Genomic DNA, 24,393 nt, shown 5'->3' on the forward strand with positions numbered 1-24,393 from the left:
GAGGACCCCCATGACCACCGACCTGCCCACCCTTGATGCCGTTCCGGAGACCCGCTCCGAACACGATCTCCTCGGTGACCGCAATATCCCCGCCACCGCCTACTGGGGTGTCCACACCCTGCGCGCCGTCGAAAACTTCCCCATCACCGGCCAGCCGCTGTCCTCCAACATGCACCTGGTCCGCGGCCTTGCCGCCGTCAAACTTGCAGCCGCCCGCACCAACCACGAACTTGGCCTCCTCGACACCGAACGGGCCACCGCCATCGAAGCCGCCTGCACGGACGTGATGAACGGGCACCTGGCCGACCAATTCGTCGTCGACGTCATCCAAGGCGGCGCCGGCACCTCCTCGAACATGAACGCCAACGAGGTCATCGCCAACCGCGCCCTGGAAATCCTTGGCCACCCCAAAGGCGACTACGCACGCCTGCACCCCAACGACCACGTCAACCTCTCCCAGTCCACCAACGACGTCTACCCGACCGCCGTGAAACTGGGCACCATTTTCGCCGCCCGGGAACTGCTCGACGCCCTCGCGGAACTTGAGGAAGCTTGTGCCTCAAAGGCCCTGGAATTCCGCACTGTCGTCAAGATGGGCCGCACCCAGCTCCAGGACGCCGTCCCGATGACCCTGGGCCAGGAATTCGGTACGTACGCCGTCACTATCGGCGAAGACCGCCTGCGCCTCGCCGAAGCCGAGCTCCTTATCCATGAGATCAACCTTGGCGCCACCGCCATCGGCACCGGCCTGAACGCCCCCGCCGGCTACGCCGAAACCGCCTGCCGGCACCTGGCCCACATCACCGGCCTGCCGCTGCTCACCGCCCCGGACCTGATCGAAGCCACCCAGGACGTCGGCGCCTTCGTCCACCTCTCCGGAGTCCTCAAACGCGTCGCCGTGAAGCTCTCCAAAATCTGCAACGACCTGCGCCTGCTCTCCTCCGGCCCCCGCGCCGGTTTCGGCGAAATCAACCTCCCGGCCGTGCAGTCAGGCTCCTCGATCATGCCCGGCAAGATCAACCCGGTCATCCCGGAAGTGGTCTCCCAGGTGGCCTACGAGGTAATCGGCAACGACGTCACCATCACGATGGCCGCCGAAGCCGGGCAGCTCCAGCTCAACGCCTTCGAACCCATCATCGTCCACAGCCTCCACAAGAGCATCTCGCACCTGGAAGCAGCCAGCCGCACCCTCACCGCACGCTGCATCCGCGGCATCACCGCCAACACCGATCACCTCCGCCGCACGGTCGAACAATCCATCGGCTTGGTCACCGCCCTGAACCCCCACCTCGGCTACGCCACCGCCACAGCGATCGCCCAGGAAGCCCTTGCCACCGGCAAAGGCGTCGCCGAACTCGTCCTCGAACACGGCCTCCTCACCCACACCCAACTTCTGGAACTCCTCAGCCCCGAACGCCTCGCCAACCTGAGCAAAGAGTCCCCAACCGCCCGCTAACCCGCAGGCCCGCTTAGGAACAACACCCATCACCACCCGCCCGTCCAGGGAGCAGGGGCACACCGACGTGCCCGGATTCCCGGACCGGCCAGAGAGAAAGCGGCACTCAATGATGAAGGCCGTTCCGCTACCGGGCCACCAGCCCGGCCTCACCCAAGGAGTGATCATGAAAAACAAATCAACCATGTGGATCCTGGCAGCACTCGTTATCGGAATCATCACCGGGCTCGTGTTCCACTGGCTACTGCCGGATGCCACCCGCGAATCGGTGGTGTCTGTCCTGGACACCGTGACCCACATGTTCCTGAACCTGATCAAGATGATCATCGCCCCGCTGATCTTCGCCACCCTGGTCTCCGGCATCGCAGGCGCTGCCAAGTCCGCCGGAGTGGGGAAGCTCTTCGGCCGGTCGATGATCTGGTTCCTCTCCGCCTCCGTCCTGGTGGGCGCCTTCGGTTTCATCACCGCGCACGTGCTCAATGTGGGCCACGGCCTCAACCTCGTGGCGGGCGGCGATGCCGGGATGGAAACGAAGACCCTCGATTACGCGGAGTTCGTCACCAACATCATCCCCACGAGCGTCTTCGCGGCCCTGACGGCCAACAACCCCCTGCAGATCCTGGTGTTCGGCGCGCTCTTTGGCATCGCCCTGCTGAACCTCCGGAAGAAGGGCCGCTCCTCGATCGCGGATGCCATCGATGAACTGATGGGCGTCATGCTCAAGGTCACCGGCTACGTGATGAAGGCGGCCCCTGTGGGTGTCTTCGCCGGTATCGCAGCGGCCTTCACCGCCGAGGGCCTGGACGCTTTCGCCACGTACGCGTCGTTCATCGGCGGCTTCTACGTGTCGCTCTCCGCACTCTGGGTGGTCATGATCGCCGTGGCAGTCGGCTTCCTGGGTAAGGCCGCCTTCCGGCTGGTCCGAATTGTTCGCGAACCGATGGTCATCGCGTTCGCCACCTCCAGCAGCGAGGCCGCCCTGCCTAAGCTCATCGAGGGCCTCACCAGGTTTGGCATCGAGAAGCGCACTACCGGCTTTGTGCTGCCCCTGGGCTACTCCTTCAACGTGGACGGTTCCATGATGTACATGACGTTCGCGTCGGTCTTCCTGATCAACGCCTACGGCATCGACATGGACCTGGGCCAGCAGATCGCGATGACCGCCATGCTGCTGCTCAGCAGCAAGGGGATGGCCGGCGTGCCGCGCGGCTCACTCGTGGTGGTTGCCGCCGTCGTGCCCGCCTTTGGCATTCCCGCAGCAGGCATCGGCGTCCTGCTGGTGATCGACCAGCTCCTGGACATGGGCCGCACGGCCACCAACATCCTGGGCAACGCGATCGCCACAGCGGTGATCGGCCGGAACCATGATCGGGAATCCGCACTCGTGGACAGCACGACGGCGGCATCCGCCGGCGGCGCCCCTCCCACCGATACGGCGGCAGAGCACCAGGAACGCGAGCACGCGACAGTTCGCTGAAAGGCTGCGGCACATGTCCCTCGAAGTTCAGACCCGAACACTGGTACGCCCCGCCGACAGCAGCAACGATGGGCGGCGCGCCACGGTCAGATCCCTCATCATCGACTACCTTGCAAGCAACGGGGCCAGCAAGGTGGCCGATATCAGCGCCGCAGTCACGGCTTCGCGGAACTGCGTCAGGTACCACCTGGCCGCGCTGGAACGCGCAGCCATCGTCCGTTCCAACATCTCCCCCGGGACCCGGGAGGGCTGCACCCCCTTTTACGCGCTGGTCCCGGGAAACCGGGTTGCGGACAAGACGTCCACCTAGACCCCAGATGAGCTGCCAGCGGTTGCTGGCAGCTCATCTGATTTGGGGACCGCCGGAGGTATGTCCCGAAACGCCAGACTCTCTTTCCGGATGGTTGACACGTGATACCAATCAATGATCTTCTTCATTGACACGTGATACTAAATCCAGGAATCACCGAAACAGACTTTGGACCTCCACCTGCTTCCCGCGGGCTGGACCCACATCGCTTACAAGGGAGAAACCGATGACCCGCGCTTCGTTCAATGCAGGATGGGCCGTACGGCCGAAGGTCAGCCTCTTCGCTGAGTTTTCGGGCCCCCTCGCCCCGCCGCAGCCTGTCACGCTGCCGCACGATGCGCTGATCGGGCTGCCGCGTTCGGCCGATTCCGCCCAGGGTTCGCACACCGGCTACTTCCCTGACGGCACCTTCGAGTACTCCAAGACTTTCGACGTGCCCGAGGACTACCGGGGAAAGCGCATCGCCCTCGAGTTTCAGGGCGTTTACCGGGATGCGATGGTCTTCGTCAACGGGGACTTCGCCGGCCAGCGCCCCTTCGGCTACTCCACGTTCAATATCCGGCTGGACCCTTTCCTGAGGTACGGCCAGCCCAACACCATCCGCGTTGATGCGCGCGTCCACCAGGACTCACGCTGGTACTCCGGCGCCGGCATCTACCGGGACACGTTCCTGTCAGTGACCGAACTGGTGCACCTCGCGCCTAACGGGGTCCGGATCGCGACGCCGGACATCACGGCCGGGCGTGCCGTCGTCGAGGTCGCCACCACGGTGGAGAACGAGGGACTGTCTACCGCCACCGTGACGGTGGGAACGGAAGTGCACGACGGCGACGGCAAGGTGGTCGCCGTCGGCTCCGCACCCGTGACGCTGAAGGCGGGCAGCACCGCCGTCGTCCGCCAACGCCTCTACGTCACCGAACCAAAACTGTGGGGCGTGGACACCCCGCATCTTTATTCGGCGCGGACCAAACTGCGCGACGTCCTGGAGGTGCTGCAGGAAGACACCACCATCTTCGGCATCCGGTCCCTCCAGCTTGACCCGTTCAACGGCCTCCAGATCAACGGCGAGACCGTCAAACTGCGCGGCGCCTGCATCCACCACGACAACGGCGTCCTCGGCGCGGCCACCATCGCCCGCGCGGAGGAGCGCCGGATCCAGCTGCTCAAGGAGGCCGGCTTCAACTCCATCCGGAGCGCCCACAACCCGGTCAGCCAAGCGATGCTGGACGCCTGCGACAAGCACGGCATGCTGGTCATGGACGAATCCTTCGACGTGTGGACCGAAGGAAAGTCCTCCTTCGATTACTCGCTATCCTTCCCCGAATGGTGGGAACGCGACGTCGAGGCCATGGTGGCCAAAGACTTCAACCACCCGTCCGTGGTGCTCTACTCCATCGGCAACGAGATCCCGGAAACCGGCAGCGGACTGGGCTCCGGCTGGGGACGCCGGATCGCCGAGAAGATCAGGTCCCTCGATCCCACCCGGTACACCACCAACGGCATCAACGGTTTCGTATCGGTCATCGCGGATGCTGCGGAGATGATGAAGCAGGCTGGAGCAGGAGACGACAGCCAGGGCGTTAACGCCATGATGAGCGAGGCCGGCGAAGCGATGGGCCGCATCAGCGCCTCTGCCCTCGTCTCGGAACGGACCGCGGAATCGCACGCGGCGGTGGATGTTGCCGGCATCAACTACGGCGACGGGCGCTATGTCCAGGACAAGGAACTCTTCCCCAACAGGATCATCGTTGGAACCGAAACGTTCCCGGACCGCATCGACGTCCTCTGGAAGCTTGTGGAGGAGAACCCGCACGTGATCGGCGACTACACCTGGACCGGTTGGGACTACCTCGGCGAAGCAGGCATCGGCCGGGTGCAGTACACCGATGAGAGCGCGGGGGCACCCGCATTGGGAGCGCCCTATCCGTGGCTGCTGGCCTGGTGCGGTGACATCGACATCACCGGCTACCGCCGGCCCGCCTCCTATTACCGCCAGACGGTCTTTGGGTTGCGCCACGAGCCCTACATTGCCGTCCAGCGCCCCGGGAACTACGCCCGCGAACACGGCATGGGCCCCTGGACGTGGACGGACAGCATCTCCAGCTGGAGCTGGGATGTCCCGGCGGGCTCACCCGTCAAGGTGGAGGTCTACAGCGATGCCGACGAGGTGGAGCTGCTCCTGAACGGAAGCCCCGTGGGCCGCGTCCCGGCCGGACCGGACCACCGGTTCCGGGCGCACTTCGAGCTCACATATGAGCCCGGCGAACTGGTGGCAGTCGGCTACGTCGGCGGTGCCGAGCAGGGCCGCACCATGCTTTGCACGGCCACCGCGGATGTCCGCCTGACCGCCAATGCCGACCGCACCGAGCTCCGCGCCGATCACTCGGACCTCAGCTATGTGGCCATCGAGTTCCGTGATGCCAACGGGATCCTGGCCACGAACGTTGAACATCGAGTCGCTGTGACGGTGGAGGGCGCCGGCGTGCTGCAGGGGCTGGGCAGCGCCCGGCCCGACACTACCGAAACCTACACCGGGACGAGCCACACGTCATTCGACGGCCGGCTGCTCGCCGTCGTCCGGCCCACGATGGCGGGCGCGATTACCGTGCACGTCAGCGCAGATGGATTTGAGCCCGTCACCGTCAGCCTGCTTGCCTCCGCAGCTGACGCCGGCGAAGCCGCCGTCCTCGGCGACGAGGTGGGCGCCCTCGCCTGAGAAACCGGGCCACTAGGCGAACCGGAACGGGACGACGGCGGGATATTCCCGCCGTCGTCAATCTCCATGGGAGGGCCTACTGCGGGAAGCAGGCCTCCGCGGAGCCGAGGTGGATTTGCGCTCCGCCTTTGACGAACTCCCCGAATGTGGCGAACCCGCCAGCTTCGGCGATGGCCTTGTAGGTGTTGACGTCGAGCACACCGGCGGTGGCCTCCGCAGAGACGATGAGCCCTACACAACTGGCGTGGTGGTTGGCTGCCTGCGCTGCCGGCAGCCCCATCGTGAGGGCGACAAGCGTCGCTGCTGACAACATGGCGAATCGACGGACGTAAGTGTTCATTGTTTGCCCCTGGAAAGATCGGTTTCCATCAAAGGATGTGTGGCAGTTTGTGCGGCCGGGCCGCGGCTTCGCCGGCTCGGCGCAGGATGGCCTGACCGTTGCCCCCAGGGCGTGGGCCGAAACGCGGCGCCCGCCGCTACGGCGGCGCCTTTGCAGACAGGGCACCGGTTCGGCGTGCCCTTGGGAAAGATTACCGCCGTTGAATTTTTGCGTCCATGGCGGGCGTGTAATCGGTCACACTTTGGGCATTTCGGTTGTCAACCCCTCTTGCAACCGTGAACCATGAATGAGGGAATTCGTTTCCCGCCTACCTGAACCAGCAATCCTCACCGACGAGGATGCGGCTCCAAACAACGACGTGGGGCCGTCGACTGCATGAGTGAAAGTACTGACAATGATGTTTGAAACCACTGATTCCGTAACGCTGAAAATCTGGGACCGCTCGGCCATCGATCACACCATCGACGCCGCCATCCAGGACCTGACTCCCCGCGCCAAGGCCGCCAAATGCGGAATCGCCGTCACCCGCAGCGGACCCAACACCTTCACGGTTGGCCTGAGCCGCAACGTTCCGCAGGGAGCCACGTTCGAGGAAGTCACCCGCTAGGAACCAAGGCAGGGGTCGACGGCGGGACCACCCGCCGTCGACCTCTTGCGTTAAGCCTGATGTCCCCCAAAAACGCCACAGGGCCGCAAATTGCTGGCACACTAAGCCAATGGATGAGGCACGCACCACCACCCGTCGGCCAGGGCTCCGGGCAGCCATGTTTGTCGATTTCGACAACGTCTACCTGGGCCTGCAGGCACTGGATCCGCAGGCGGCGAGGAGGTTTGCCGAAGACCCCAAGCACTGGGCTGATGCGCTGTCCGCCGGCGGACCCGGAGAGGATTCGCGCCGCTTCCTGATCCGCAACTGCTACCTGAACCCAGTGGCGTTCTCGAAGTACCGCACCTATTGGACCCGGGCGGGCTTTCGGGTCATCGACTGCCCGTCGCTGACGCAGCGGGGCAAGAGCAGCACGGATATCAACCTCGTACTGGACGCGATGGACACACTGACGGGTGTCAGCGAAATCGATGAGTTCTTCATCGCTTCGGCCGACGCCGATTTCACGTCCCTGATCCAGCGTTTCCGGGCCGCGGACAAGCTGACCACAGTCATTGCCGCCGGCGCCGTGGCCTTCGCGTACCGCGAGATGGCGGACAGCGTGGTGGAGTCCCACGACTTTGTGGCGATCCTCAACGGCACCACCGCGGAGCCCATCCACGCCGTGGCCTCCGTCCAGCCCCAGCGTGAGGCGCAAGGAGCGGCGAAGACAAAGCCGAAAACAAAATCCAAGCCCGTTTCCGCCGCGATTCGGGAAGTCTGCGACCTCGTCCGCACCGCACCCGGCCCGGTTGTGGGGGCCATGGTCGCCCATAGGGCTCTCACGGTGGATCCTTCACTGAAGACTGACTGGGGCGGCTTTGGGAAATTCGGGACGTGGGTGGCGCAGATCGGCCAAGGCGTTGAATACTCGCCTTCACGCGGCGGCTGGGTGTGGGACGGGCAACGGTTCTCCAGTGACGACCTGCCCGTCGAAGCCGAGGCCGAGCCCGGCATCGAGGAGCGGGTGACGAGGGTGACCGACGTGCCCGCGCTCTCGGAAGCCCAGTTCCGGCAGTTGTTCCAGGCGATGGCGGCAAGGCTTCAGGAGCAGCCCGTCAACCGCAGCGACCTTTCCCGGCTGGTCAGGGATGACTGTGTCACGGCAGGCCAACCGGTATCGCGTGGTGCGGTGAACTTCGTGATCCAGGGCCTGGGCTATGTCAATTTCCAGTTGGATGAGACCGCCACGGCGGAAGCGCTGGCAGCGGCCTGGACCGACGACGTCGAAGAGCTGTGCCGGGTGGCACTGATGGAGTTCGACGACGGCGAGCGGCAGTCGCTGCGGCGCTGGGCAAGCGGCGGCTTCCTGAGCGCTTAAGGGTTTGAGCCGCCGCCCAGCAGGCCATTTTCTCTAACTGGCTCTGTTTTTCCAGTCCAGTTTGCCACTACGGTGAGAGGTATGCACATACCACTGATCCACATCGATGCCTTCGCCACACAGCTGTTCGAAGGGAATCCGGCAGCCGTGATGCCTCTGCAGGCCTGGCTGGAAGACGACGTCCTCCAGCAGCTCGCCGAGGAGAACAACCTTTCCGAGACAGCCTTCGTTGTTGCCGAGATCCCGGCTGAGGCCCCACCCTTCGACTCCTCGCAACCCGCGTACCACCTCCGCTGGTTCACGCCGGCCATTGAGGTTGACCTCTGCGGACACGCGACCTTGGCCACGGCGTCGTACCTCTTCACCGATGTCCACCCGGACGCCAAGCGGCTGCAGTTCTGGAGCCGCAGCGGCTGGCTTTTTGTCGAGCGCGACGGCGACGGCTTCATCCTGGACTTCCCTTCCGAAATGCCCCAACCGGTGGCCGTGGACCCCTCGGTCGCCCAAGCCCTCGGCGTTCGGGCACTCGAGGCCTTCCTGGCAACGGACCTCATCCATATCGTGAAGGATGCCGAGACGGTGCGCACCCTGACCCCCGACTTTGGGGCCATTGCAAAGCTGCCGGTTCGCGGCGTCGTCGTCACCGCTGCGGGTGACGGAACCGGCCACGACTTCGTCTCCCGGTTCTTTGGTGCCCGGGCGGGCATCGACGAGGACCCGGTAACCGGCTCGGCACACTCCCAACTGGCACCTCTGTGGGCCGGCAGGTTGGGCACTAACGTCCTTTCTGCCCGCCAGCTCTCGGCCCGCGGCGGAACTGTGCTCTGCCGTGTGGAAGGGGAGCGCACCCTGCTCTCCGGCACGTGCGTCCGGTACCTCGAGGGCACTGTCTGGCTCGCGGCCTAGCCACGCTCCGGCGGCACACGGCTTTTAGGCAATGTTCGTCCGCTTTCCGCCGCGCGATCCCGGGAGCTCCGGGGAGCCACGGTAAGGGCTGCCACCGTCTCGAGCCGTGGGTGCAGTTCGTCGCCTTCTTCCACGACCCCCGTTTGCCACCACAGTTTCAGGCCGTCAGGCGCGACCTCCAGGCTGGCAAGGTTGTTGTTGAACCAGGGCCCCTTGACGCGTTTCCAGCGGAAAGGCGGCTCCGGCACGCGCGCTGATCGCGCTACCAGTGCCCCTACCGGGGCAGCGAGTCCGTAGGCCATGATGGCCCCGAAGTATCTCATCAGCCGGGGAAGGGGATTGCGGATCGGGGAACAGACCGCCTGCATGATCCGGCTGCCCGAGGAACGTTCAACCTCCGCGACGTAGGAGAAGTGCACGTCCCCGGACAGGAACATGACGGTGTCCGGGGACGCACCGCGCTCGCCATCGGCAACCTCGGCCGCCATGGATGCCACCTCCCGGAAGCTTTTTTGGAACGCGGCCCAGTGTTCGAGATCCACCGCTTGGCGCAGCTTCTCGCCGGCCCGGGCTGGGCGCTTTCCCCACGCGCCCTCGGAGACAGCTTCATTCCACGACTCGACGTGGTGCAGGCCCATCGGCAGCAGGAAAGGCAGTGACGTAGCCACCAGCAGATGACGGAATCCGCCGCGCATCTGGCCGTCAAGCCAGGCCATTTCCGCACCATCGAGCAGGGCGCGGTCCTCCGGTGCCAGGTTCCGGGCGGCACGGGAGTCAACTACGATCAGCCTGGTGTCTCCGAAGTCCCGGCAGAAACTCCACCGGTAGGATTCCGGCTCCTGATCGGCACGATCCGCGAAACTGTCCAGGTCGGCGCTGAGGTCGAGTTCGGCTTCATCCCGGTGCCGGATGATCCGCTGCCAGATGGCATCGCCCAGCCGCTCCTGGGGCGAGAGGTTGCCCAGGTGCTGGTAGACCCAGTAGGAGGCCAGTCCGGCGACAATCCGCTGATGCCACCATGAGGTGGCTTCCATTTCCTTCTTCCAGCTCAGTGAGGCGTTCCAGTCGTCGCGGATGTCGTGGTCATCGAAGATCATGGCACTGGGCAGGGTGGACAGCAGCCACCTGTTCGCAGGGTCGGACCAGGCGAGGTTGTAGAGGTGGGCATACTCCTCATAGTCCTTCAGCTCCTCCCCCGGCGGTTCCTCCATGTCCCGGCGACTCCGGATGAAATCCTGCATCTGCTCGCTCGTCAGGTCGGCGTACACCTGGTCGCCCAGGAAAACCACCAGGTCCGGCCATGCCACGCCTCCACGGGAGGCCATCGCCAGTGAGTAGGCGCGGAGCGAGTCGACGCCGTGTGTCCGGTTGCCGGTCGCATCGTGCGGGACGCTGGTGCGGCAGGAGCCGTAGGCCATGCGCAGTGGCTTGCCGGGTTTCAAGGTGGCGATCACCGGGGGCGGAAACCCGGATGCTGGCTCGGGCCAGACTTGGACGCCGTCGATTTCAGCAGTGTAGGGAAGCACGGACCCTGGCTCAATCCCATCGGCCTCCACCAGGGCGTAGTGGTGGCCGTGAACGGCGAAGGTGCGGGCCTCCCAGCTGCGATGGCCGGCCCGGACGGTGACGCGGGAATCGTTCCGGGTCTCCAACCAGATGCTGGCGGAGGTCTCATCCACGTACCGCATCATGGGACCAAGCACCAGGGAAGTCGTCATGCCTTAGTTGTACCCGTTCCGGACCGCGCCAACCACACGGGCCGCCAGGAGCCGAGGATATAACTCAAGTTAAAGCACGACGCCGGTCCCCCACCCAAGAGAGGTGAGGGACCGGCGTCGCGTGAACGGAGCGTTACCAGCCGCGCTCTGCGAGGCGGTGGGGCTGCGGGATGTCGTCCACGTTGATGCCCACCATGGCTTCGCCGAGCCCGCGGGAGACCTTGGCGATGACGTCGGGGTCGTCATAGTAGGCAGTAGCCCTGACGACGGCGGCGGCGCGCTGGGCCGGGTTGCCGGACTTGAAGATGCCGGAACCGACGAACACGCCGTCGGCGCCGAGCTGCATCATCATCGCCGCGTCCGCCGGGGTGGCGATGCCGCCGGCGGTGAAGAGCACCACCGGAAGCTTGCCGGTGGTCGCGATTTCCTTGACCAGTTCGTACGGGGCCTGCAGTTCCTTGGCCGCGACGTACAGCTCATCCTCGGGCAGGGCAGCGAGCTTGGCGATTTCGGCGCGGATCTGGCGCATGTGCCCGGTGGCGTTGGAGACGTCTCCGGTGCCGGCCTCGCCCTTGGACCGGATCATTGCCGCGCCCTCGTTGATGCGGCGCAGCGCCTCACCCAGGTTCGTGGCGCCACAGACGAAGGGAACGGTGAAGTTCCACTTGTCGATGTGGTTGATGTAGTCGGCCGGGGTCAGGACCTCGGACTCGTCAATGTAGTCCACGCCCAGGGACTGCAGGACCTGGGCTTCGACGAAGTGGCCGATCCGGGCCTTGGCCATGACCGGCACGGACACGGCGTCAATGATCGCCTCGATCATGTCAGGATCGGACATGCGGGACACGCCGCCCTGGGCACGGATATCGGCCGGAACGCGTTCCAGCGCCATCACTGCCACGGCACCGGCGTCTTCGGCGATGCGGGCCTGTTCGACGTTGACGACGTCCATGATGACGCCGCCCTTGAGCATCTCAGCCATGCCGCGCTTCACACGGCTGCTGCCCGCGACGGCGACATTTTCGTAAGGGAGTCGTTTTAGGGTCACTTCTTGCTCCAAAGAGACAGGGCGCCTGTGAAGCCAGGCATTCGAGTAATGGGATAGGCCCCGGGTGCGTGTGCACACCCGGGGCTAGAGGTACTTCACCGAGTCAGCATTCGATGACGTTTACCGCGAGGCCGCCCCGTGAGGTCTCCTTGTATTTGGACATCATGTCGGCGCCGGTCTCCCTCATGGTCTTGATGGCCTTGTCGAGGGATACCTTGTGACTGCCGTCGCCGTGCAGTGCAAGGCGGGCGGCGTTGATGGCTTTCACGCTGGCGATCGCGTTCCGTTCGATGCAGGGGATCTGCACCAGCCCGCCCACGGGGTCGCAGGTCAGGCCGAGGTTGTGTTCGATCCCCACTTCGGCGGCGTTCTCCACCTGCGCAGGCGTGCCGCCCAGCACTTCACAGAGGCCGGCGGCGGCCATGGAGCAGGCGGAACCCACCTCACCCTGGCATCCTACTTCGGCTCCGGAAATGGAGGCGTTGATCTTGAACAGGATTCCGACGGCGGCAGCCGCCAGCAGGAAGCGAATCACGCCGTCGTCGTTGGCGCCGGGAACGAACTTCACGTAGTAGTGCAACACCGCGGGGACGATGCCGGCCGCGCCGTTAGTGGGTGCGGTGACGATCCGGCCGCCGGCAGCATTTTCCTCGTTGACGGCAAGGGCGAACAGGTTGACCCACTCCATCGCCCGGAGCGGGTCGGTCACCCCGGTGTCCGCCGTGAGGGTCTGGAATAACGACGGCGCCCGGCGCCTCACGTTCAGACCGCCTGGAAGAATCCCTTCCGCCGCACAGCCGTTGTCCACGCATTCGCGCATCACCGCCCAGAGGCCCAGCAACTTCTCCCGGAGCTCCGCTTCGGTGCGCCAGGTCAGCTCGTTGGCGAGCATGACGTCTGAGATGGACATGCCTTCCCGGCGGCAGATCGCCAGGAGTTCGTCGGCCGTACTGAACTCGTAGGGCAGGACGGTGGCGTCGGCCACCACCCGGTCGCTGGCGTCGGCGTCGCCGTCAACGACGAAGCCGCCCCCAATCGAATAGAAGCTCCGCTCGCTGAGGACGGTCCCGGCGTGGTCCAGGGCGCGGAATGTCATGCCGTTGGGGTGCGCAGGGAGGGACTTGCGCCGGTGCAGCACCACGTCTTCGTCCCAATTGAAATCCACGCGGTGGACCCCGCCCACCCAAAGTTCGGCGTCGAGGGCCGCTGCGGCCACCTGGTCATCAGCTGTTGTGGTATCCACGGTTTCGGGGTCCAGCCCCTTAAAGCCCAGGACCACGGCCTTATCCGAGCCGTGGCCCCGCCCGGTGGCCCCGAGGGAGCCGAACAGTTCGGCCTGCACGCGCCTGGTGGAACTCAGGTGTCCTTCGCTTTTGAGCCCGTCGGCGAACAGCTTCGCTGCCCGCATCGGGCCGACCGTGTGTGACGACGACGGCCCAATGCCAACGGAAAACAGATCCAGGACGCTAAGTGCCATTAAGGGACCTCAGGGGAGGCGTATTCCCGCATGGCATCGAGGAGCCAGCGGCCCAGGAACTCTGCGAAGGAGGCCCGCGGGAAAATCCGGTAGCTCTCGTCGCCGGTTTTCCACAGGACCACCGGGATGTTTCCGATTTCCGTGGAAAGCGCGGTTCCGGTTTTGAACGCGCGGGGGTGGAGGTCCAGCGAGCAGCCCTTTTCCAGGACGGCCCGGGACCGCGGCCCGGTGAGTTCGAACGTGGTGCGGTTGGCGGAGAGGTCCACTACCTGGCCTTCGCCGTCCGCGAGGGCTTCCCGGAGCGCCTGGAGAAGGTCACCGCCGAGGGATTCGTGGGCTTCCAGGGGTGCCACCACCAGGAATTCCTCGGGCCCGAGCCACAGCACGGAGGTGTCTCCGGCACCGCTCACGTCACCGCACGTTGCGGGCAGGCCGCCCGTGACAGAGGCGATCCGCTGCCCGGCTTCGGTGTTCCGGCCAACCCGAATGCCCACCATGGTCAGGAACGTGATTTCGCTCAGTTCCACGGTGCCGCGGACGGAGCCGCTTTCAAATGCCGCCCGGAGCAGTGCAGCCGGGCTGGTCCGGAGGGAGAGGTTCTTCTTGGTTGCGGGTGCTGCTGTTTCAGCCATCTTTGCGGGTCCCTTCGGGGTCAAAAAGTACGGTTTCTGCGACAACAACGTCAACCACCTGGTTTCCTGCGACGGCCACCAGGGTCTCGCCGATCCGGTTGCGGCCGTTCTTGATCAGTGCCAGGCCGAAGGAGCGGCCCAGTGCGGCGCTGTGGTAGCTCGAGGTGACAAAACCCTGCATGGGCACCGGGCCGTAGGCGGAGTTCACCGGGATGCCCTTTTCCACCAGTTGGGTTCCTTCCGGCAACCTGATGGTGCCGTCGATGGGCAGCACGCTGACCAGGTGCTTACGGTCACCGCGCTGGGCATCGGCACGGGCGTAGGAGCGCTTGCCGATGAATTCCTTGGCCTTGGAGACGATCCATTCCATCCCTGCGTCCTGCGGGGTGACGGTGCCATCCGTGTCCTGGCCAACGATCGGGTAGCCCTTCTCGGCGCGGAGCACGTGCATGGTCTCGGTGCCGTACGGGGTGATGTTGAATTCGGCGCCGGCCGCGGCAACAGCTTCCCAGGTGTTCAGCCCGTACCAGGCAGGCACGTTGATCTCGTAGGCCAGTTCACCGGAGAAGGAGATCCGGCAGACCCGGGCACGGACGCCCGAGGCGAGGGTGGTTTCGCGGAAGGTCATGAACGGGAAGGCTTCGGTTTCCAGGCCGCCGTTGGCGGCGAGCTCCGGTGCCACCTTGGCCAGGACCGCGCGGGATTTAGGCCCGACGACGGCAATGGTGCTCCACTGTTCGGTCACCGAAGTGCAGTGCACATCCAGTTCCGGCCACTCCGTCTGGAGCCACTCCTCCAGCCAGTCCAGCACCTTCGCGGCGCCGCCGGTGGTGGTGGTCATGAAGAAGCGGTCCTCGTCCAGGCGCAGGGTCACGCCGTCGTCGAAAATCATGCCGTCTGCCTGGCACATCACGCCATAGCGGGCGGAACCGGGCGCGAGCTTCTTGAAGGCGTTGGTGTAGATCCGGTTGAGGAACTCACCGGCGTCCTTGCCCCGGATTTCGATCTTGCCGAGCGTGGTGGCGTCCATGAAGCCAACCGATTCGCGGACGGCAGCGCATTCACGCAGCACGGCCTCGTCCATGTCCTCGCTGCCCTGCGGGTAGTACCAGGGACGCTTCCACTGTCCGACGTCCTCGAACAGGGCACCCTTGGCAACGTGCCAGGGGTGGATGGAGGTGACGCGGGCGGGGTCGAACAGTTCGCCGCGCTGGCGTCCGGCGAGAGCCGCGAACGCTACGGGAGTGAACGGAGCCCGGTAGGTGGTGGTGCCGATGTCGCCGATACCCCGGGACGCTTCGCCTGCCTGGCGGAGCGCGGCGGCGATGACGCCGATCGCGTTGACGCCGGAGGTCTTGCCCTGGTCGTTCGCGGTGCTGATGGAGGTGTAGCGCTTGATGTGCTCCACGGAACGCATGCCGGCTCCGGTGGACCGAAGGACGTCTGCCACGCTCTGGTCCCGCTGGAAGTCGACGAAATGGTGGTGCCAGTCGTCCGGAGTTCCGGTCTGCCCGGGCACCAGCCACAGCTGGCGGGTTGGGGCGGACGCCTTCGGCTCGCCGATGACGGCGGGTTCGGTTTCCGAGGTGAAGCCGGCGGCGATGGCAGCCGCAGCCCCGGCCGAGATGCCTTCGGCGAGGCAGTCGGCGAGTTCGAAGCTGCCCCGACCGGAGCCGATGGTCTGCTGGTTGGGGACCACGGTGCTTGGCACGAAGGCCGCCAGGTCATCGTCCCAGCGCAGCTTGCCCTGGCGCTGGGAGTGGAGGTGCACCAGCGGGCTCCAGCCGCCGGAGACAGCCAGCAGGTCGCAGGCGATCTCTTCGATGCCAGAGGTGAGTTCGCCGTCGTCGTTGATGCTGCGGACGGTGACGGCGTTCAGCCGGCCGTCGTCCGTTCCGGCGGCATCGGTTCCGGCGGCGGTGTTGGCCACCGCGCTGCCGACCAGTACCCGGGTGCCGGCTTCGACGGCGGCAGCGGCCACCTCGGTCAGCTTGGGGCGGGCGTCGACGACGGCGGCGACCTTGACACCGGCGGCGCGCAGGTCCGCGGCCAGGGCGTAGGCGCTGTCGTTGGTGGTGCTGATGACAACACGCTGTCCGGGGGCTACCGCATAGCGGTTCAGGTAGCTGCGGACTGCCGAGGCGAGCATGATGCCGGGCCGGTCGTTGTTTTCGAAGACCAGAGGGCGTTCGTGGGCGCCAGGAGCCAGCACCACCTGGTTGGCACGGATGTGCCAAATACGCTGCCTGGACACGCCGGACGCTGCCGGGGTGGACAGGTGGTCGGTGCGGTTCTGGACGGCGATGACGTAGTTGGAGTCATAGGCGCCGAAGGCGGTGGTGCGGTTCAGGACCGTGGATTCCGCGCCGGAGACGAGCTCAGCTTCGATATCCGCCACCCATTCCAGGGCAGGCTTGCCTTCGATGGTCTGCGCGAGCTCGGGGGCCGTGGAACCGGACAGCAGGGATCCGCCCAGTTCGGGCTGATCGTCCAGCAGCATGACGCGGGCGCCGGTGCGGACGGCTTCGCGGGCTGCGGCCAGGCCGGCGGGGCCGCCGCCGATCACCAGGACGTCGGTGTGGACGTACTTCTTGTCGTACTCCGCGCGGTCCTCCTCGGGATCCAGGCGGCCCAGGCCGTTAAGCAGTTCAGCCTTCAGGCCGTCCACCAGTGTGACGGTGGTTGCGGGGAGCATGGACTCAGCCACGTGGCCCGGGAACCGTGGCGCGATTTTCACCAGCGCGTTGGCTTCCTCTACGCCGGCGGACATGATGCCGCGGGCCCGGCCCTCGTAGAGCGAGTTGCCGACGGCGATCCGGCCGTTGGCGAGCAGGGCGGAGGCCAGCGTGTCACCGGGGTGGCCCGTGAATTCCTCGCCGTCCACGGTGAAACGCCAGGAGATGGTGCGGTCGATGCGTCCGCCGGCGGCGAGGCGGGCGTTCTGGGAAGTCACTTGGTTGCTCCTTCCGGGGCGGTGGTGCTGGCGGGGGCGGTGCTTGGGGCAATGCTGGTTGCAGCGATGCTGGGAGCCGCGGTGCCGGTGGTGGTGCTGTCCGGGGCGGTGCTGGCAGTGCCGGACTCAGGCGCCGGGGCAGCTTTGTCAGGCCGGGGCGCGCCCATGGGGTAGATCGCCTGGATCTCGTAGGTGACCGTGTCGCGGAGCATGTTGAACCACTGGCGGCAGCCAGTGCTGTGGAGCCAGCGTTCGGCAAAGGCGCCCTTGGTGTTGTCCCGGTAGAACAGGAACTCGGCCCATTCGCGGTCGTTCAGTTCGTTCGGGTTTTCCGGATAGGCCACGTGGGCCTGGCCGCCGTAGTGGAACTCGGTCTCGTCGCGGGAGCCGCAGTTGGGGCATGAAATGAGGAGCATGTCCGGACTCTCTTCTAGTGGGCCACGGCGGCTGCGCCGTGTTCGTCGATCAGGGCGCCGGTTTCGAACCGCTCCAGCGCAAACGGCTTGTTCAGTTCGTGCGGCGTTCCCGTGGCGATGGTGTGCGCAAAGGTAAGGCCCGCGGCCGGCGTGCCCTTGAAGCCGCCGGTGCCCCAGCCACAGTTCACGAACATGTTCTCCACCGGGGTGGTGCCCACGATCGGAGAGGCGTCCAGGGTGGTGTCAACGATGCCGCCCCACGTCCTGAGCACGTGCGCACGGGCAAAGATCGGGAAGAGCTCGACGGCGGCCGCCATCTGGTGCTCGATCACATGGAACGAGCCGCGCTGGCCGTAACCGTTGTAGGAGTCCACTCCGGCGCCCATGACCAGCTCGCCCTTGTGGGCCTGGGAAACGTACACGTGCACATGGTTGGACATGACGACTGTGGGGTGGACCGGTTCATGCAATTCGGAAACCAGCGCCTGCAGCGGGTGGGACTGGATAGGGAGCCGGAAGCCGGCCATTTCGGCCAGGACCGAGCTGTGCCCGGCGGCGCACAGGCCCACCTTTTCGGTGTTGATGGTTCCTCGGTTGGTCTGGACACCCACCACGCGGTTGCCGTCCTTGACGAAGCCGGTGACTTCACAGTTCTGGATGATGTCCACGCCCAGTTCGTCGCACTTGCGGGCGAAGGCCCAGGCCACGTGGTCGTGCTTGGCGATACCGGCCCGCGGCTGGTACGTGGCGCCCATGACGGGGTAGCGGATGTTGTCGTTGATGTTCAGGATGGGGCAGAGTTCCTTGACCTGCTGCGGGTCCAGCCACTCGGCGTCCACTCCGTTGAGTTTGTTCGCACCCACGCGCCGCATGCTTTCACGGACATCACCCAGCGTGTGGGCGAGGTTCATCACGCCGCGCTGGCTGAAGAGGAAGTCGTATTCGAGCTCCTCCGGCAGGACTTCCCAGAGCTTAAGGGCGTGCTCATAGATAGCCGCGCTCTCGTCCCAGAGGTAGTTGGACCGGATGATGGTGGTGTTCCGGGCCATGTTGCCGCCGGCCAGCCAGCCCTTTTCGAGGACGGCGATGTTGGTCATGCCGTGGTTTTTGGCCAGGAAGTAGGCGGTGGCCAGGCCATGCCCGCCGCCACCAACGATGACTGCGTCATAGGAAGGCTTCGGGTCCGGGTTGTGCCAGAGGAATTCCGGGTGCTCCGGAAGCAGATCGGCCATCATGCCACCTCGTTCGTGTCAGAGGAGAGGTTGGGGTAGAGCGGGAACTTTCCGGCCAGGATTTCAACCCGCTGCCGCAGTTCCGCCACGGTCTCGTCGCTGAACTCGCGCTTGAGTGCTGCGGCGATTATGTCCGCAACCTCGGTGAACTCTGCCTTTCCGAACCCACGGGTGGCCAGTGCCGGCGTGCCGATTCGAAGGCCGGAAGAGACCATCGGGGGACGCGGGTCGAACGGCACGGCGTTGCGGTTGACGGTGATGCCGATCCGGTGCAGGCGGTCTTCGCCCTGCTGGCCGTCCAGTTCCGAGTTGCGCAGATCCACCAGGACCAGGTGCACGTCGGTACCACCGCTGACGACCGTCACGCCGGACTCTGCAACATCGGCAGACAGCATGCGGTCTGCGATGATGCGGGCGCCTTCCAGGGTGCGTTCCTGGCGCTCGCGGAACGCCGGCTCAGCGGCGAGCTTGAATGCCACAGCCTTGGCGGCAATGACGTGCTCCAGCGGGCCACCCTGCTGTCCGGGGAACACCGCGGAGTTGACCTTTTTGGCGATGTCGGCGTCGTTGGTCAGGATCACACCGCCGCGCGGGCCGCCAAGGGTCTTGTGGGTGGTGCTTGTGACGATGTGGGCGTGAGGCACGGGGTTGGGGTGCAGCCCTGCGGCTACCAAGCCTGCGAAATGGGCCATGTCCACCATCAGGTAGGCGCCTACCAGGTCAGCGATCCGGCGGAATTCGGCGAAGTCCAGCTGACGGGAGTAGGCGGACCAGCCGGCGACGATCAGCTTCGGCTTGTTTTCAACCGCCAGGCGCTCGACTTCAGCCATGTCAATCAGCATGGTGTCTTCGCCGACTCCGTACGGGACCACTTTGTAGAGCTTGCCGGAGAAGTTGATTCGCATCCCGTGCGTCAAGTGGCCACCGTGGGCGAGGTTCAACCCCAGGATGGTGTCGCCGGGCTGGATCAGGGCGAACATCGCCGCTGCGTTGGCCTGGGCGCCTGAGTGGGGCTGCACATTGGCGAATTCGGAGCCGAACAAGGACTTAAGACGGTCGATGGCGAGCTGCTCGACCACATCAACGTGTTCGCAGCCGCCGTAGTAACGCTTGCCCGGGTAGCCTTCGGCGTACTTGTTGGTCAGGACGGATCCCTGTGCCTCCATGACGGCAGTCGGCGCAAAGTTTTCGGAGGCGATCATCTCCAGCGTGCCCTGCTGGCGCAGGAGCTCCTGCTGAACGGCTGCGTGGATCGCAGGATCGGTCTCTGCGAGCGTACGGGTCAGAACGTCGACCATCTTTTCTCCTCTGCTATCTAATATCCTGTTGATATATTAGTTTCGTGACTCAAGTATGCTATCCGGGCCTGTGGGTGTCAACAGATTTTTCAGGCCGCCCCAGAGGCGCCAAAAGCGCGGCTGCAAGGGCCGCGCTTTTGGTGACACATCGGGAGGAGGGGCTCAGATCAGGCGAAGAGCGCCTTGCGGACGGCATCCTCGAAGCCACTGACATGGCTCCTCGCCAAGTCAGCGGCCCGCGCCTCATCGCCGTCAATCACTGCGCCGAGAAGGTCCAGGTGCTCATGTACGTGGCGGGAAAGATCCGGAAGGCGATCCAGCACCATGCACCAGATGCGGGTGGCGAGGTTGTCGTACCGGATCAGGACGTCCTCGAGGTGGGGATTTGCCGCAGCTGCATAGATGCCTTGGTGGACGCGCGCGTCAAGGCGCAGGGTTTCGACGACGGAGGCCGCCTGGGTATCGAACGATTCAACAGCCCGCATCACGGCCCGCAGTTGCTCGCGCTGCCGTTCCGTGGCCACCCGGGCGGCACGGGACGCTGCGAGCGGTTCAAGCTGCGTCCGGATTTCCGAAATGAAAGCCAGGTCTGTCACCTCCACGCGGGTGGCAAAGGTGCCCCTGCGCGGATACGAAACCACCAGGCGGTCAAGCTCAAGCCGCTTCAACGCTTCCCGCACCGGAGTCCGCCCCATGCCGAGGTCCCTGGCGAGGTGGTCGTCGTTAAGGAGATCGCCGGGTTTGATGTCAAGTATGAGCAGCCGGTCGCGGATGCGCTCGTACGCCACGTCCGCCAACGACTTCTTGACTGCATCATCCACGATCGCCAAAGCCTCAACTGCCATAACCTGGACCCCTTTCCATTCAAGCCAAACAGGCTATTGACCTCGCCCACTGACCAGTATACGCTGATTCCCAGCCCTAATATATCAGTTCATGATCTGAGAATATATCTAACGGGAAGATACCCTAAAGGAGGAGACATGACCCTAGTGGCAACAGACTCATCAACCAGCACGCTGACCCAGAACGACCCCCGCGCGAAGGACAAGGCCCAGAAGTTCGTACTCACACTGTCGTGCGTCGAACGTGCCGGTATTGTCCAGGCGGTCACCACCTTTCTCTTCGAACGTGGCTTCAACATTGAGGAGCACCAGCAATTCGACGACGGGCTCCGCGAGACGCTGCACCTGCGCACCGCATTCTCTGGTTCCCCCGAGTACACGCCGGAGCGGCTCCAGGAGGAGTTCAGCGCCATTGCGGACCGCTTCGAGATGAAATTCAGCTTCCATGACCAGACCAAGCAGCGCATCCTGGTGATGGTGTCCAAGTTCGGCCATTGCCTGAATGACCTGCTCTTCCGCTGGCGCGGCGGCAGCCTCGGCGGCGATATTGTCCTGATCGTTTCCAATCACGAAACCCACCGGGCGATGGCCGAGGCTGCAGGCCTCCCCTTCCTCTATGTTCCGGTGACGCCCGAGACGAAGGCCGACGCCGAACAGCGCCTGCTGGACCTCATCGACGAATATGACATCGACCTCGTGGTGCTCGCCCGGTACATGCAGGTGCTCTCCGATGACCTCTGCCGCTCCCTTGAGGGCCGGGCCATCAACATCCACCACTCCTTCCTTCCTGGCTTCAAGGGAGCACGCCCGTACCACCAGGCGTACGACCGCGGCGTCAAGCTGGTAGGCGCCACAGCCCACTACGTGACTGCGGAGCTGGATGAGGGGCCAATCATCGAACAGGAAGTCATCCGGGTCGATCACAGCTACGGCCCCACCGCACTGTCCACGGTCGGGCGGGACGCGGAAGCGCTGGCACTGTCCCGCGCCGTGCGCTGGCACTGCGAGCACCGTGTGTTGCTGGACCAAACCAGCACTGTCGTGTTCCGGTAAGCACGACCACCACATCAGCACAGACAACACACGAAAATCAGCAGGAGAAACCACATGGCTTCGACGCCAAGCATTGTCATTATTGGAGCAGGAATCGTCGGCACGAACCTGGCCGATGAACTGGTCACGCGGGGTTGGAACAACATCACTGTCCTGGACCAGGGCCCCCTGAATATGCCCGGAGGCTCCACGTCCCACGCCCCCGGCCTCGTTTTCCAGACGAACCCCTCAAAGTCCATGGCACTTTTCGCCAAGTACACGGTGGAAAAGCTCCTGTCCCTCACGGAGGACGGCCAAAGCTGCTTCAACCAGGTGGGCGGCCTTGAAGTTGCCACCACGGAAACCCGTCTGGCAGACCTCAAGCGCAAGCTCGGTTACGCGCAGGCGTGGGGCATCGACGGCAAAATCCTCTCCCGCGAAGAGTGCAAGGAACTCTACCCGCTGATCAACGAGGAAGACATCCTGGGCGGCCTCCATGTACCTACCGACGGCCTGGCCCTGGCTGCCCGCGCAGTCCAGTTGCTCATCAAGCGCACCGAAGCGGCCGGCGTAAAGTACATCGGCAACACCGAAGTGACCGGTATCGAACAATCCAACCGCCGCGTCACCGGCGTCGAAACCGCCGACGGCGTGATCCCGGCGGACATCGTGGTTTCCTGCGCAGGCTTCTGGGGCGCCAAGGTGGGCGAGCTGATCGGGATGTCCGTCCCGCTCCTCCCGCTGGCCCACCAGTACGTCAAGACCACGCCGGTTCCCGCCCAGAAGGGAAAGAACGAACTGCCCAACGGCGCTCAGCTCCCCATCCTGCGCCACCAGGACCAGGACCTCTACTACCGCGAGCACGGCGAGCGCTACGGCATCGGCTCCTACGCACACCGACCCATGCCCGTGGACCTGGACGAACTGGGCAGCTACGAGCCCAGCAGCATCAGCGAACACAACATGCCTTCCCGCCTGGACTTCACCCTGGAGGACTTCCTTCCCGCGTGGGAAGCAACCAAGCAGATCCTGCCGGCACTGCGTGAAAGCGAAATCGAGGATGGCTTCAACGGCATCTTCTCCTTCACCCCGGACGGCGGCTCCCTGGTGGGCGAGTCCAAGGAAGTGGACGGCTTCTTCGTTGCCGAGGCCGTGTGGGTCACCCACTCCGCCGGCATCGCCCGCGCCGTGGCAGAGCTCCTCGTGGACGGAAAGTCGCAGATTGACCTCGGCGACTGCGATATCCACCGCTTCGAAGAGGTCCAGCTGACCCCCGAGTACGTCAGCGAGACCTCCCAGCAGAACTTCGTGGAAATCTACGATGTCCTGCACCCACTGCAGCCAAAGCTCTCTCCGCGCAACCTTCGCGTCAGCCCCTTCCACGCCCGCCACAAGCAGCTGGGCGGCTATTTCCTGGAAGGCGCCGGCTGGGAACGCCCCTACTGGTTCGAAGCCAACGCCGAACTGCTGAAGGAAATGCCGGACGAATGGCAGCCGCCGGCACGTGACGCCTGGTCCGGAATGTTCAGCTCCCCCATCGCCGCCGCGGAAGCCTGGAAGACCCGTACGGCCGTTGCCATGTACGACATGACCCCGCTCAAGCGCCTTGAGGTCTCCGGCCCCGGAGCCATGAAGCTGCTGCAGCAGCTGACCACCGCCGACATGACCAAGAAGCCGGGGGCCGTTACCTACACCCTCCTGCTGGACCACGCAGGCGGGATCCGAAGCGACATCACCGTGGCCCGCCTAAGCGAAGACACCTTCCAGCTCGGAGCCAATGGAAACATCGACACGGCCTACTTTGAGCGGGCCGCACGCCACCAGACGGAGAACGGAACCGCCAGCGACTGGGTCCAGGTACGCGACACCACCGGCGGGACATGCTGCATCGGCTTGTGGGGCCCCCTCGCCCGGGACCTGATCAGCACGGTCAGCAGCGACGACTTCTCCAATGACGGCCTGCGCTACTTCCGGGCGAAGAAGGTTGTCATCGGCGGCGTCACCGTCACCGCAATGCGGCTGTCCTACGTTGGCGAGCTGGGCTGGGAGCTGTACACCAGCGCGGACAACGGCCAGCGCCTTTGGGACGCACTGTGGAAGGCAGGGCAGCCGTTCGGCGTAATCGCTGCCGGCCGCGCCGCCTTCAGCTCGCTGCGCCTGGAGAAGGGCTACCGCTCGTGGGGCACCGACATGACCACCGAGCACGACCCCTTCGAAGCGGGACTCGGCTTCGCCGTGAAGATGACCAAGGAAAACTTCGTCGGAAAGGAAGCACTGGAGGGCCGGACCGAGGAAAACTCTGCCCGCCGCCTGCGCTGCCTGACGGTCGACGACGGGCGCAGCATCGTGCTGGGCAAGGAACCTGTCTTCTACAAGGACCAGGCAGTTGGCTACGTCACGAGTGCCGCTTATGGCTACACCGTGGCAAAGCCGATCGCCTACGCGTACCTGCCCGCCGCCGTCTCCGTGGGTGACTCGGTTGAAATCGAGTACTTCGGCCGGCGCATCCAGGCCACGGTCACAGCGGATCCACTGTACGACCCCACGATGACCCGGCTCCGCGGCTAAGA

At 64.9% G+C, this 24,393-nt stretch carries 19 protein-coding genes; 9 read left to right on the top strand and 10 right to left on the bottom strand.

The annotated features are described in order from the left end of the window. Positions 1-10: 10 nt before the first annotated feature. From ACLKOZ_RS16480 to ACLKOZ_RS16495, 4 genes are all read left to right on the top strand, one after another. Positions 11-1,456 (top strand): aspartate ammonia-lyase, encoded by a 1,446-nt coding sequence (locus ACLKOZ_RS16480; protein WP_436476585.1) that lies wholly within the window; start codon positions 11-13, stop codon positions 1,454-1,456. A gap of 166 nt (positions 1,457-1,622) precedes the next feature. After that, positions 1,623-2,933: a dicarboxylate/amino acid:cation symporter gene (locus tag ACLKOZ_RS16485; RefSeq protein WP_436476587.1), complete on the top strand. Its 1,311-nt coding sequence runs from the start codon at positions 1,623-1,625 to the stop codon at positions 2,931-2,933. A gap of 13 nt (positions 2,934-2,946) precedes the next feature. Next, complete coding sequence (locus tag ACLKOZ_RS16490) at positions 2,947-3,243, top strand: winged helix-turn-helix domain-containing protein (protein WP_436476589.1); 297 nt, start codon at positions 2,947-2,949, stop codon at positions 3,241-3,243. A gap of 226 nt (positions 3,244-3,469) precedes the next feature. Continuing rightward, positions 3,470-5,959 (top strand): glycoside hydrolase family 2 TIM barrel-domain containing protein, encoded by a 2,490-nt coding sequence (locus ACLKOZ_RS16495; protein WP_436476591.1) that lies wholly within the window; start codon positions 3,470-3,472, stop codon positions 5,957-5,959. Positions 5,960-6,035: 76 nt separating this feature from the next. On the opposite strand, the gene ACLKOZ_RS16500 is transcribed toward ACLKOZ_RS16495, so the two are convergent. Beyond that, entirely contained in the window at positions 6,036-6,299 is a 264-nt protein-coding gene (locus tag ACLKOZ_RS16500; RefSeq protein WP_337349168.1) for a hypothetical protein, read from the bottom strand. Positions 6,300-6,693: 394 nt separating this feature from the next. Here ACLKOZ_RS16500 and ACLKOZ_RS16505 point away from each other — a divergent pair, with 394 nt between their 5' ends. From ACLKOZ_RS16505 to ACLKOZ_RS16515, 3 genes are all read left to right on the top strand, one after another. After that, a complete protein-coding gene (locus ACLKOZ_RS16505) occupies positions 6,694-6,906 on the top strand; it encodes a hypothetical protein (protein ID WP_436476665.1) in 213 nt (70 codons plus the stop codon). Positions 6,907-7,015: 109 nt separating this feature from the next. Then, a complete protein-coding gene (locus ACLKOZ_RS16510; RefSeq protein WP_436476592.1) occupies positions 7,016-8,266 on the top strand; it encodes an NYN domain-containing protein in 1,251 nt (416 codons plus the stop codon). An 81-nt stretch (positions 8,267-8,347) separates the two neighbouring features. Further along, a complete protein-coding gene (locus tag ACLKOZ_RS16515) occupies positions 8,348-9,172 on the top strand; it encodes a PhzF family phenazine biosynthesis protein (RefSeq protein ID WP_337352268.1) in 825 nt (274 codons plus the stop codon). On the opposite strand, the gene ACLKOZ_RS16520 is transcribed toward ACLKOZ_RS16515, so the two are convergent. The 9 genes from ACLKOZ_RS16520 to ACLKOZ_RS16560 all read right to left on the bottom strand — a co-directional run bounded on the left by ACLKOZ_RS16520 (position 9,169) and on the right by ACLKOZ_RS16560 (position 20,791). Next, positions 9,169-10,890, bottom strand: a complete 1,722-nt coding sequence (locus ACLKOZ_RS16520) for an alkaline phosphatase D family protein (RefSeq protein ID WP_436476595.1) — start codon at positions 10,888-10,890, stop codon at positions 9,169-9,171. The two genes, ACLKOZ_RS16515 and ACLKOZ_RS16520, sit on opposite strands and share 4 nt — an antisense overlap. Before the next feature lie 133 nt (positions 10,891-11,023). Then, complete coding sequence (pdxS, locus tag ACLKOZ_RS16525) at positions 11,024-11,938, bottom strand: pyridoxal 5'-phosphate synthase lyase subunit PdxS (protein ID WP_436476597.1); 915 nt, start codon at positions 11,936-11,938, stop codon at positions 11,024-11,026. 103 nt (positions 11,939-12,041) lie between these two features. Beyond that, positions 12,042-13,415 carry an L-serine ammonia-lyase gene (locus ACLKOZ_RS16530; RefSeq protein ID WP_337349139.1) on the bottom strand — a complete coding sequence of 458 codons (1,374 nt, stop codon included), beginning with the start codon at positions 13,413-13,415 and terminating at the stop codon, positions 12,042-12,044. Continuing rightward, complete coding sequence (locus tag ACLKOZ_RS16535; protein WP_436476599.1) at positions 13,415-14,047, bottom strand: sarcosine oxidase subunit gamma; 633 nt, start codon at positions 14,045-14,047, stop codon at positions 13,415-13,417. Before ACLKOZ_RS16535 ends, ACLKOZ_RS16530 begins: the two co-directional genes overlap by 1 nt. Beyond that, positions 14,040-17,000, bottom strand: a complete 2,961-nt coding sequence (locus ACLKOZ_RS16540) for a sarcosine oxidase subunit alpha family protein (protein WP_436476601.1) — start codon at positions 16,998-17,000, stop codon at positions 14,040-14,042. The genes ACLKOZ_RS16535 and ACLKOZ_RS16540 overlap by 8 nt, the downstream gene beginning before the upstream one ends. Beyond that, on the bottom strand, positions 16,997-17,416 hold the full coding sequence (locus ACLKOZ_RS16545) for a sarcosine oxidase subunit delta (RefSeq protein ID WP_337349136.1): 420 nt from the start codon (positions 17,414-17,416) through the stop codon (positions 16,997-16,999). Before ACLKOZ_RS16545 ends, ACLKOZ_RS16540 begins: the two co-directional genes overlap by 4 nt. Positions 17,417-17,430: 14 nt before the next feature. Further along, a complete protein-coding gene (locus tag ACLKOZ_RS16550) occupies positions 17,431-18,651 on the bottom strand; it encodes a sarcosine oxidase subunit beta family protein (RefSeq protein ID WP_436476603.1) in 1,221 nt (406 codons plus the stop codon). Continuing rightward, the gene (gene glyA / locus ACLKOZ_RS16555; RefSeq protein WP_337352263.1) at positions 18,648-19,946 is read right to left on the bottom strand and encodes a serine hydroxymethyltransferase; all 1,299 of its coding nucleotides are present in this window, start codon (positions 19,944-19,946) and stop codon (positions 18,648-18,650) included. Before glyA ends, ACLKOZ_RS16550 begins: the two co-directional genes overlap by 4 nt. Before the next feature lie 167 nt (positions 19,947-20,113). Continuing rightward, positions 20,114-20,791 carry a GntR family transcriptional regulator gene (locus ACLKOZ_RS16560; protein ID WP_436476605.1) on the bottom strand — a complete coding sequence of 226 codons (678 nt, stop codon included), beginning with the start codon at positions 20,789-20,791 and terminating at the stop codon, positions 20,114-20,116. A gap of 138 nt (positions 20,792-20,929) precedes the next feature. On the opposite strand from ACLKOZ_RS16560, the gene purU reads away from it, so the two are divergent. Further along, entirely contained in the window at positions 20,930-21,844 is a 915-nt protein-coding gene (gene purU, locus ACLKOZ_RS16565; RefSeq protein ID WP_436476607.1) for a formyltetrahydrofolate deformylase, read from the top strand. Positions 21,845-21,898: 54 nt separating this feature from the next. Next, positions 21,899-24,391 (top strand): GcvT family protein, encoded by a 2,493-nt coding sequence (locus ACLKOZ_RS16570; RefSeq protein WP_337352262.1) that lies wholly within the window; start codon positions 21,899-21,901, stop codon positions 24,389-24,391. Positions 24,392-24,393: the final 2 nt, after the last annotated feature.

The sequence above is a fragment of the Arthrobacter sp. R4 genome (assembly GCF_051365025.1).
In the GTDB taxonomy this organism is placed as follows: domain Bacteria; phylum Actinomycetota; class Actinomycetes; order Actinomycetales; family Micrococcaceae; genus Arthrobacter.

Excerpts from the sequence above, each read along its gene's own strand:
- ACLKOZ_RS16485 (WP_436476587.1), top strand. The coding sequence starts at position 1,623 with ATGAAAAACAAATCAACCATGTGGATCCTGGCAGCACTCGTTATCGGA.
- ACLKOZ_RS16500 (WP_337349168.1), bottom strand. The coding sequence starts at position 6,299 with ATGAACACTTACGTCCGTCGATTCGCCATGTTGTCAGCAGCGACGCTT.
- ACLKOZ_RS16480 (WP_436476585.1), top strand. The coding sequence starts at position 11 with ATGACCACCGACCTGCCCACCCTTGATGCCGTTCCGGAGACCCGCTCC.
- ACLKOZ_RS16530 (WP_337349139.1), bottom strand. The coding sequence starts at position 13,415 with ATGGCACTTAGCGTCCTGGATCTGTTTTCCGTTGGCATTGGGCCGTCG.
- ACLKOZ_RS16510 (WP_436476592.1), top strand. The coding sequence starts at position 7,016 with ATGGATGAGGCACGCACCACCACCCGTCGGCCAGGGCTCCGGGCAGCC.
- ACLKOZ_RS16520 (WP_436476595.1), bottom strand. The coding sequence starts at position 10,890 with ATGACGACTTCCCTGGTGCTTGGTCCCATGATGCGGTACGTGGATGAG.
- ACLKOZ_RS16505 (WP_436476665.1), top strand. The coding sequence starts at position 6,694 with ATGATGTTTGAAACCACTGATTCCGTAACGCTGAAAATCTGGGACCGC.
- ACLKOZ_RS16495 (WP_436476591.1), top strand. The coding sequence starts at position 3,470 with ATGACCCGCGCTTCGTTCAATGCAGGATGGGCCGTACGGCCGAAGGTC.
- purU (WP_436476607.1), top strand. The coding sequence starts at position 20,930 with ATGACCCTAGTGGCAACAGACTCATCAACCAGCACGCTGACCCAGAAC.
- ACLKOZ_RS16550 (WP_436476603.1), bottom strand. The coding sequence starts at position 18,651 with ATGATGGCCGATCTGCTTCCGGAGCACCCGGAATTCCTCTGGCACAAC.
- glyA (WP_337352263.1), bottom strand. The coding sequence starts at position 19,946 with ATGGTCGACGTTCTGACCCGTACGCTCGCAGAGACCGATCCTGCGATC.
- ACLKOZ_RS16515 (WP_337352268.1), top strand. The coding sequence starts at position 8,348 with ATGCACATACCACTGATCCACATCGATGCCTTCGCCACACAGCTGTTC.
- ACLKOZ_RS16535 (WP_436476599.1), bottom strand. The coding sequence starts at position 14,047 with ATGGCTGAAACAGCAGCACCCGCAACCAAGAAGAACCTCTCCCTCCGG.
- ACLKOZ_RS16560 (WP_436476605.1), bottom strand. The coding sequence starts at position 20,791 with ATGGCAGTTGAGGCTTTGGCGATCGTGGATGATGCAGTCAAGAAGTCG.
- ACLKOZ_RS16545 (WP_337349136.1), bottom strand. The coding sequence starts at position 17,416 with ATGCTCCTCATTTCATGCCCCAACTGCGGCTCCCGCGACGAGACCGAG.
- ACLKOZ_RS16490 (WP_436476589.1), top strand. The coding sequence starts at position 2,947 with ATGTCCCTCGAAGTTCAGACCCGAACACTGGTACGCCCCGCCGACAGC.
- ACLKOZ_RS16570 (WP_337352262.1), top strand. The coding sequence starts at position 21,899 with ATGGCTTCGACGCCAAGCATTGTCATTATTGGAGCAGGAATCGTCGGC.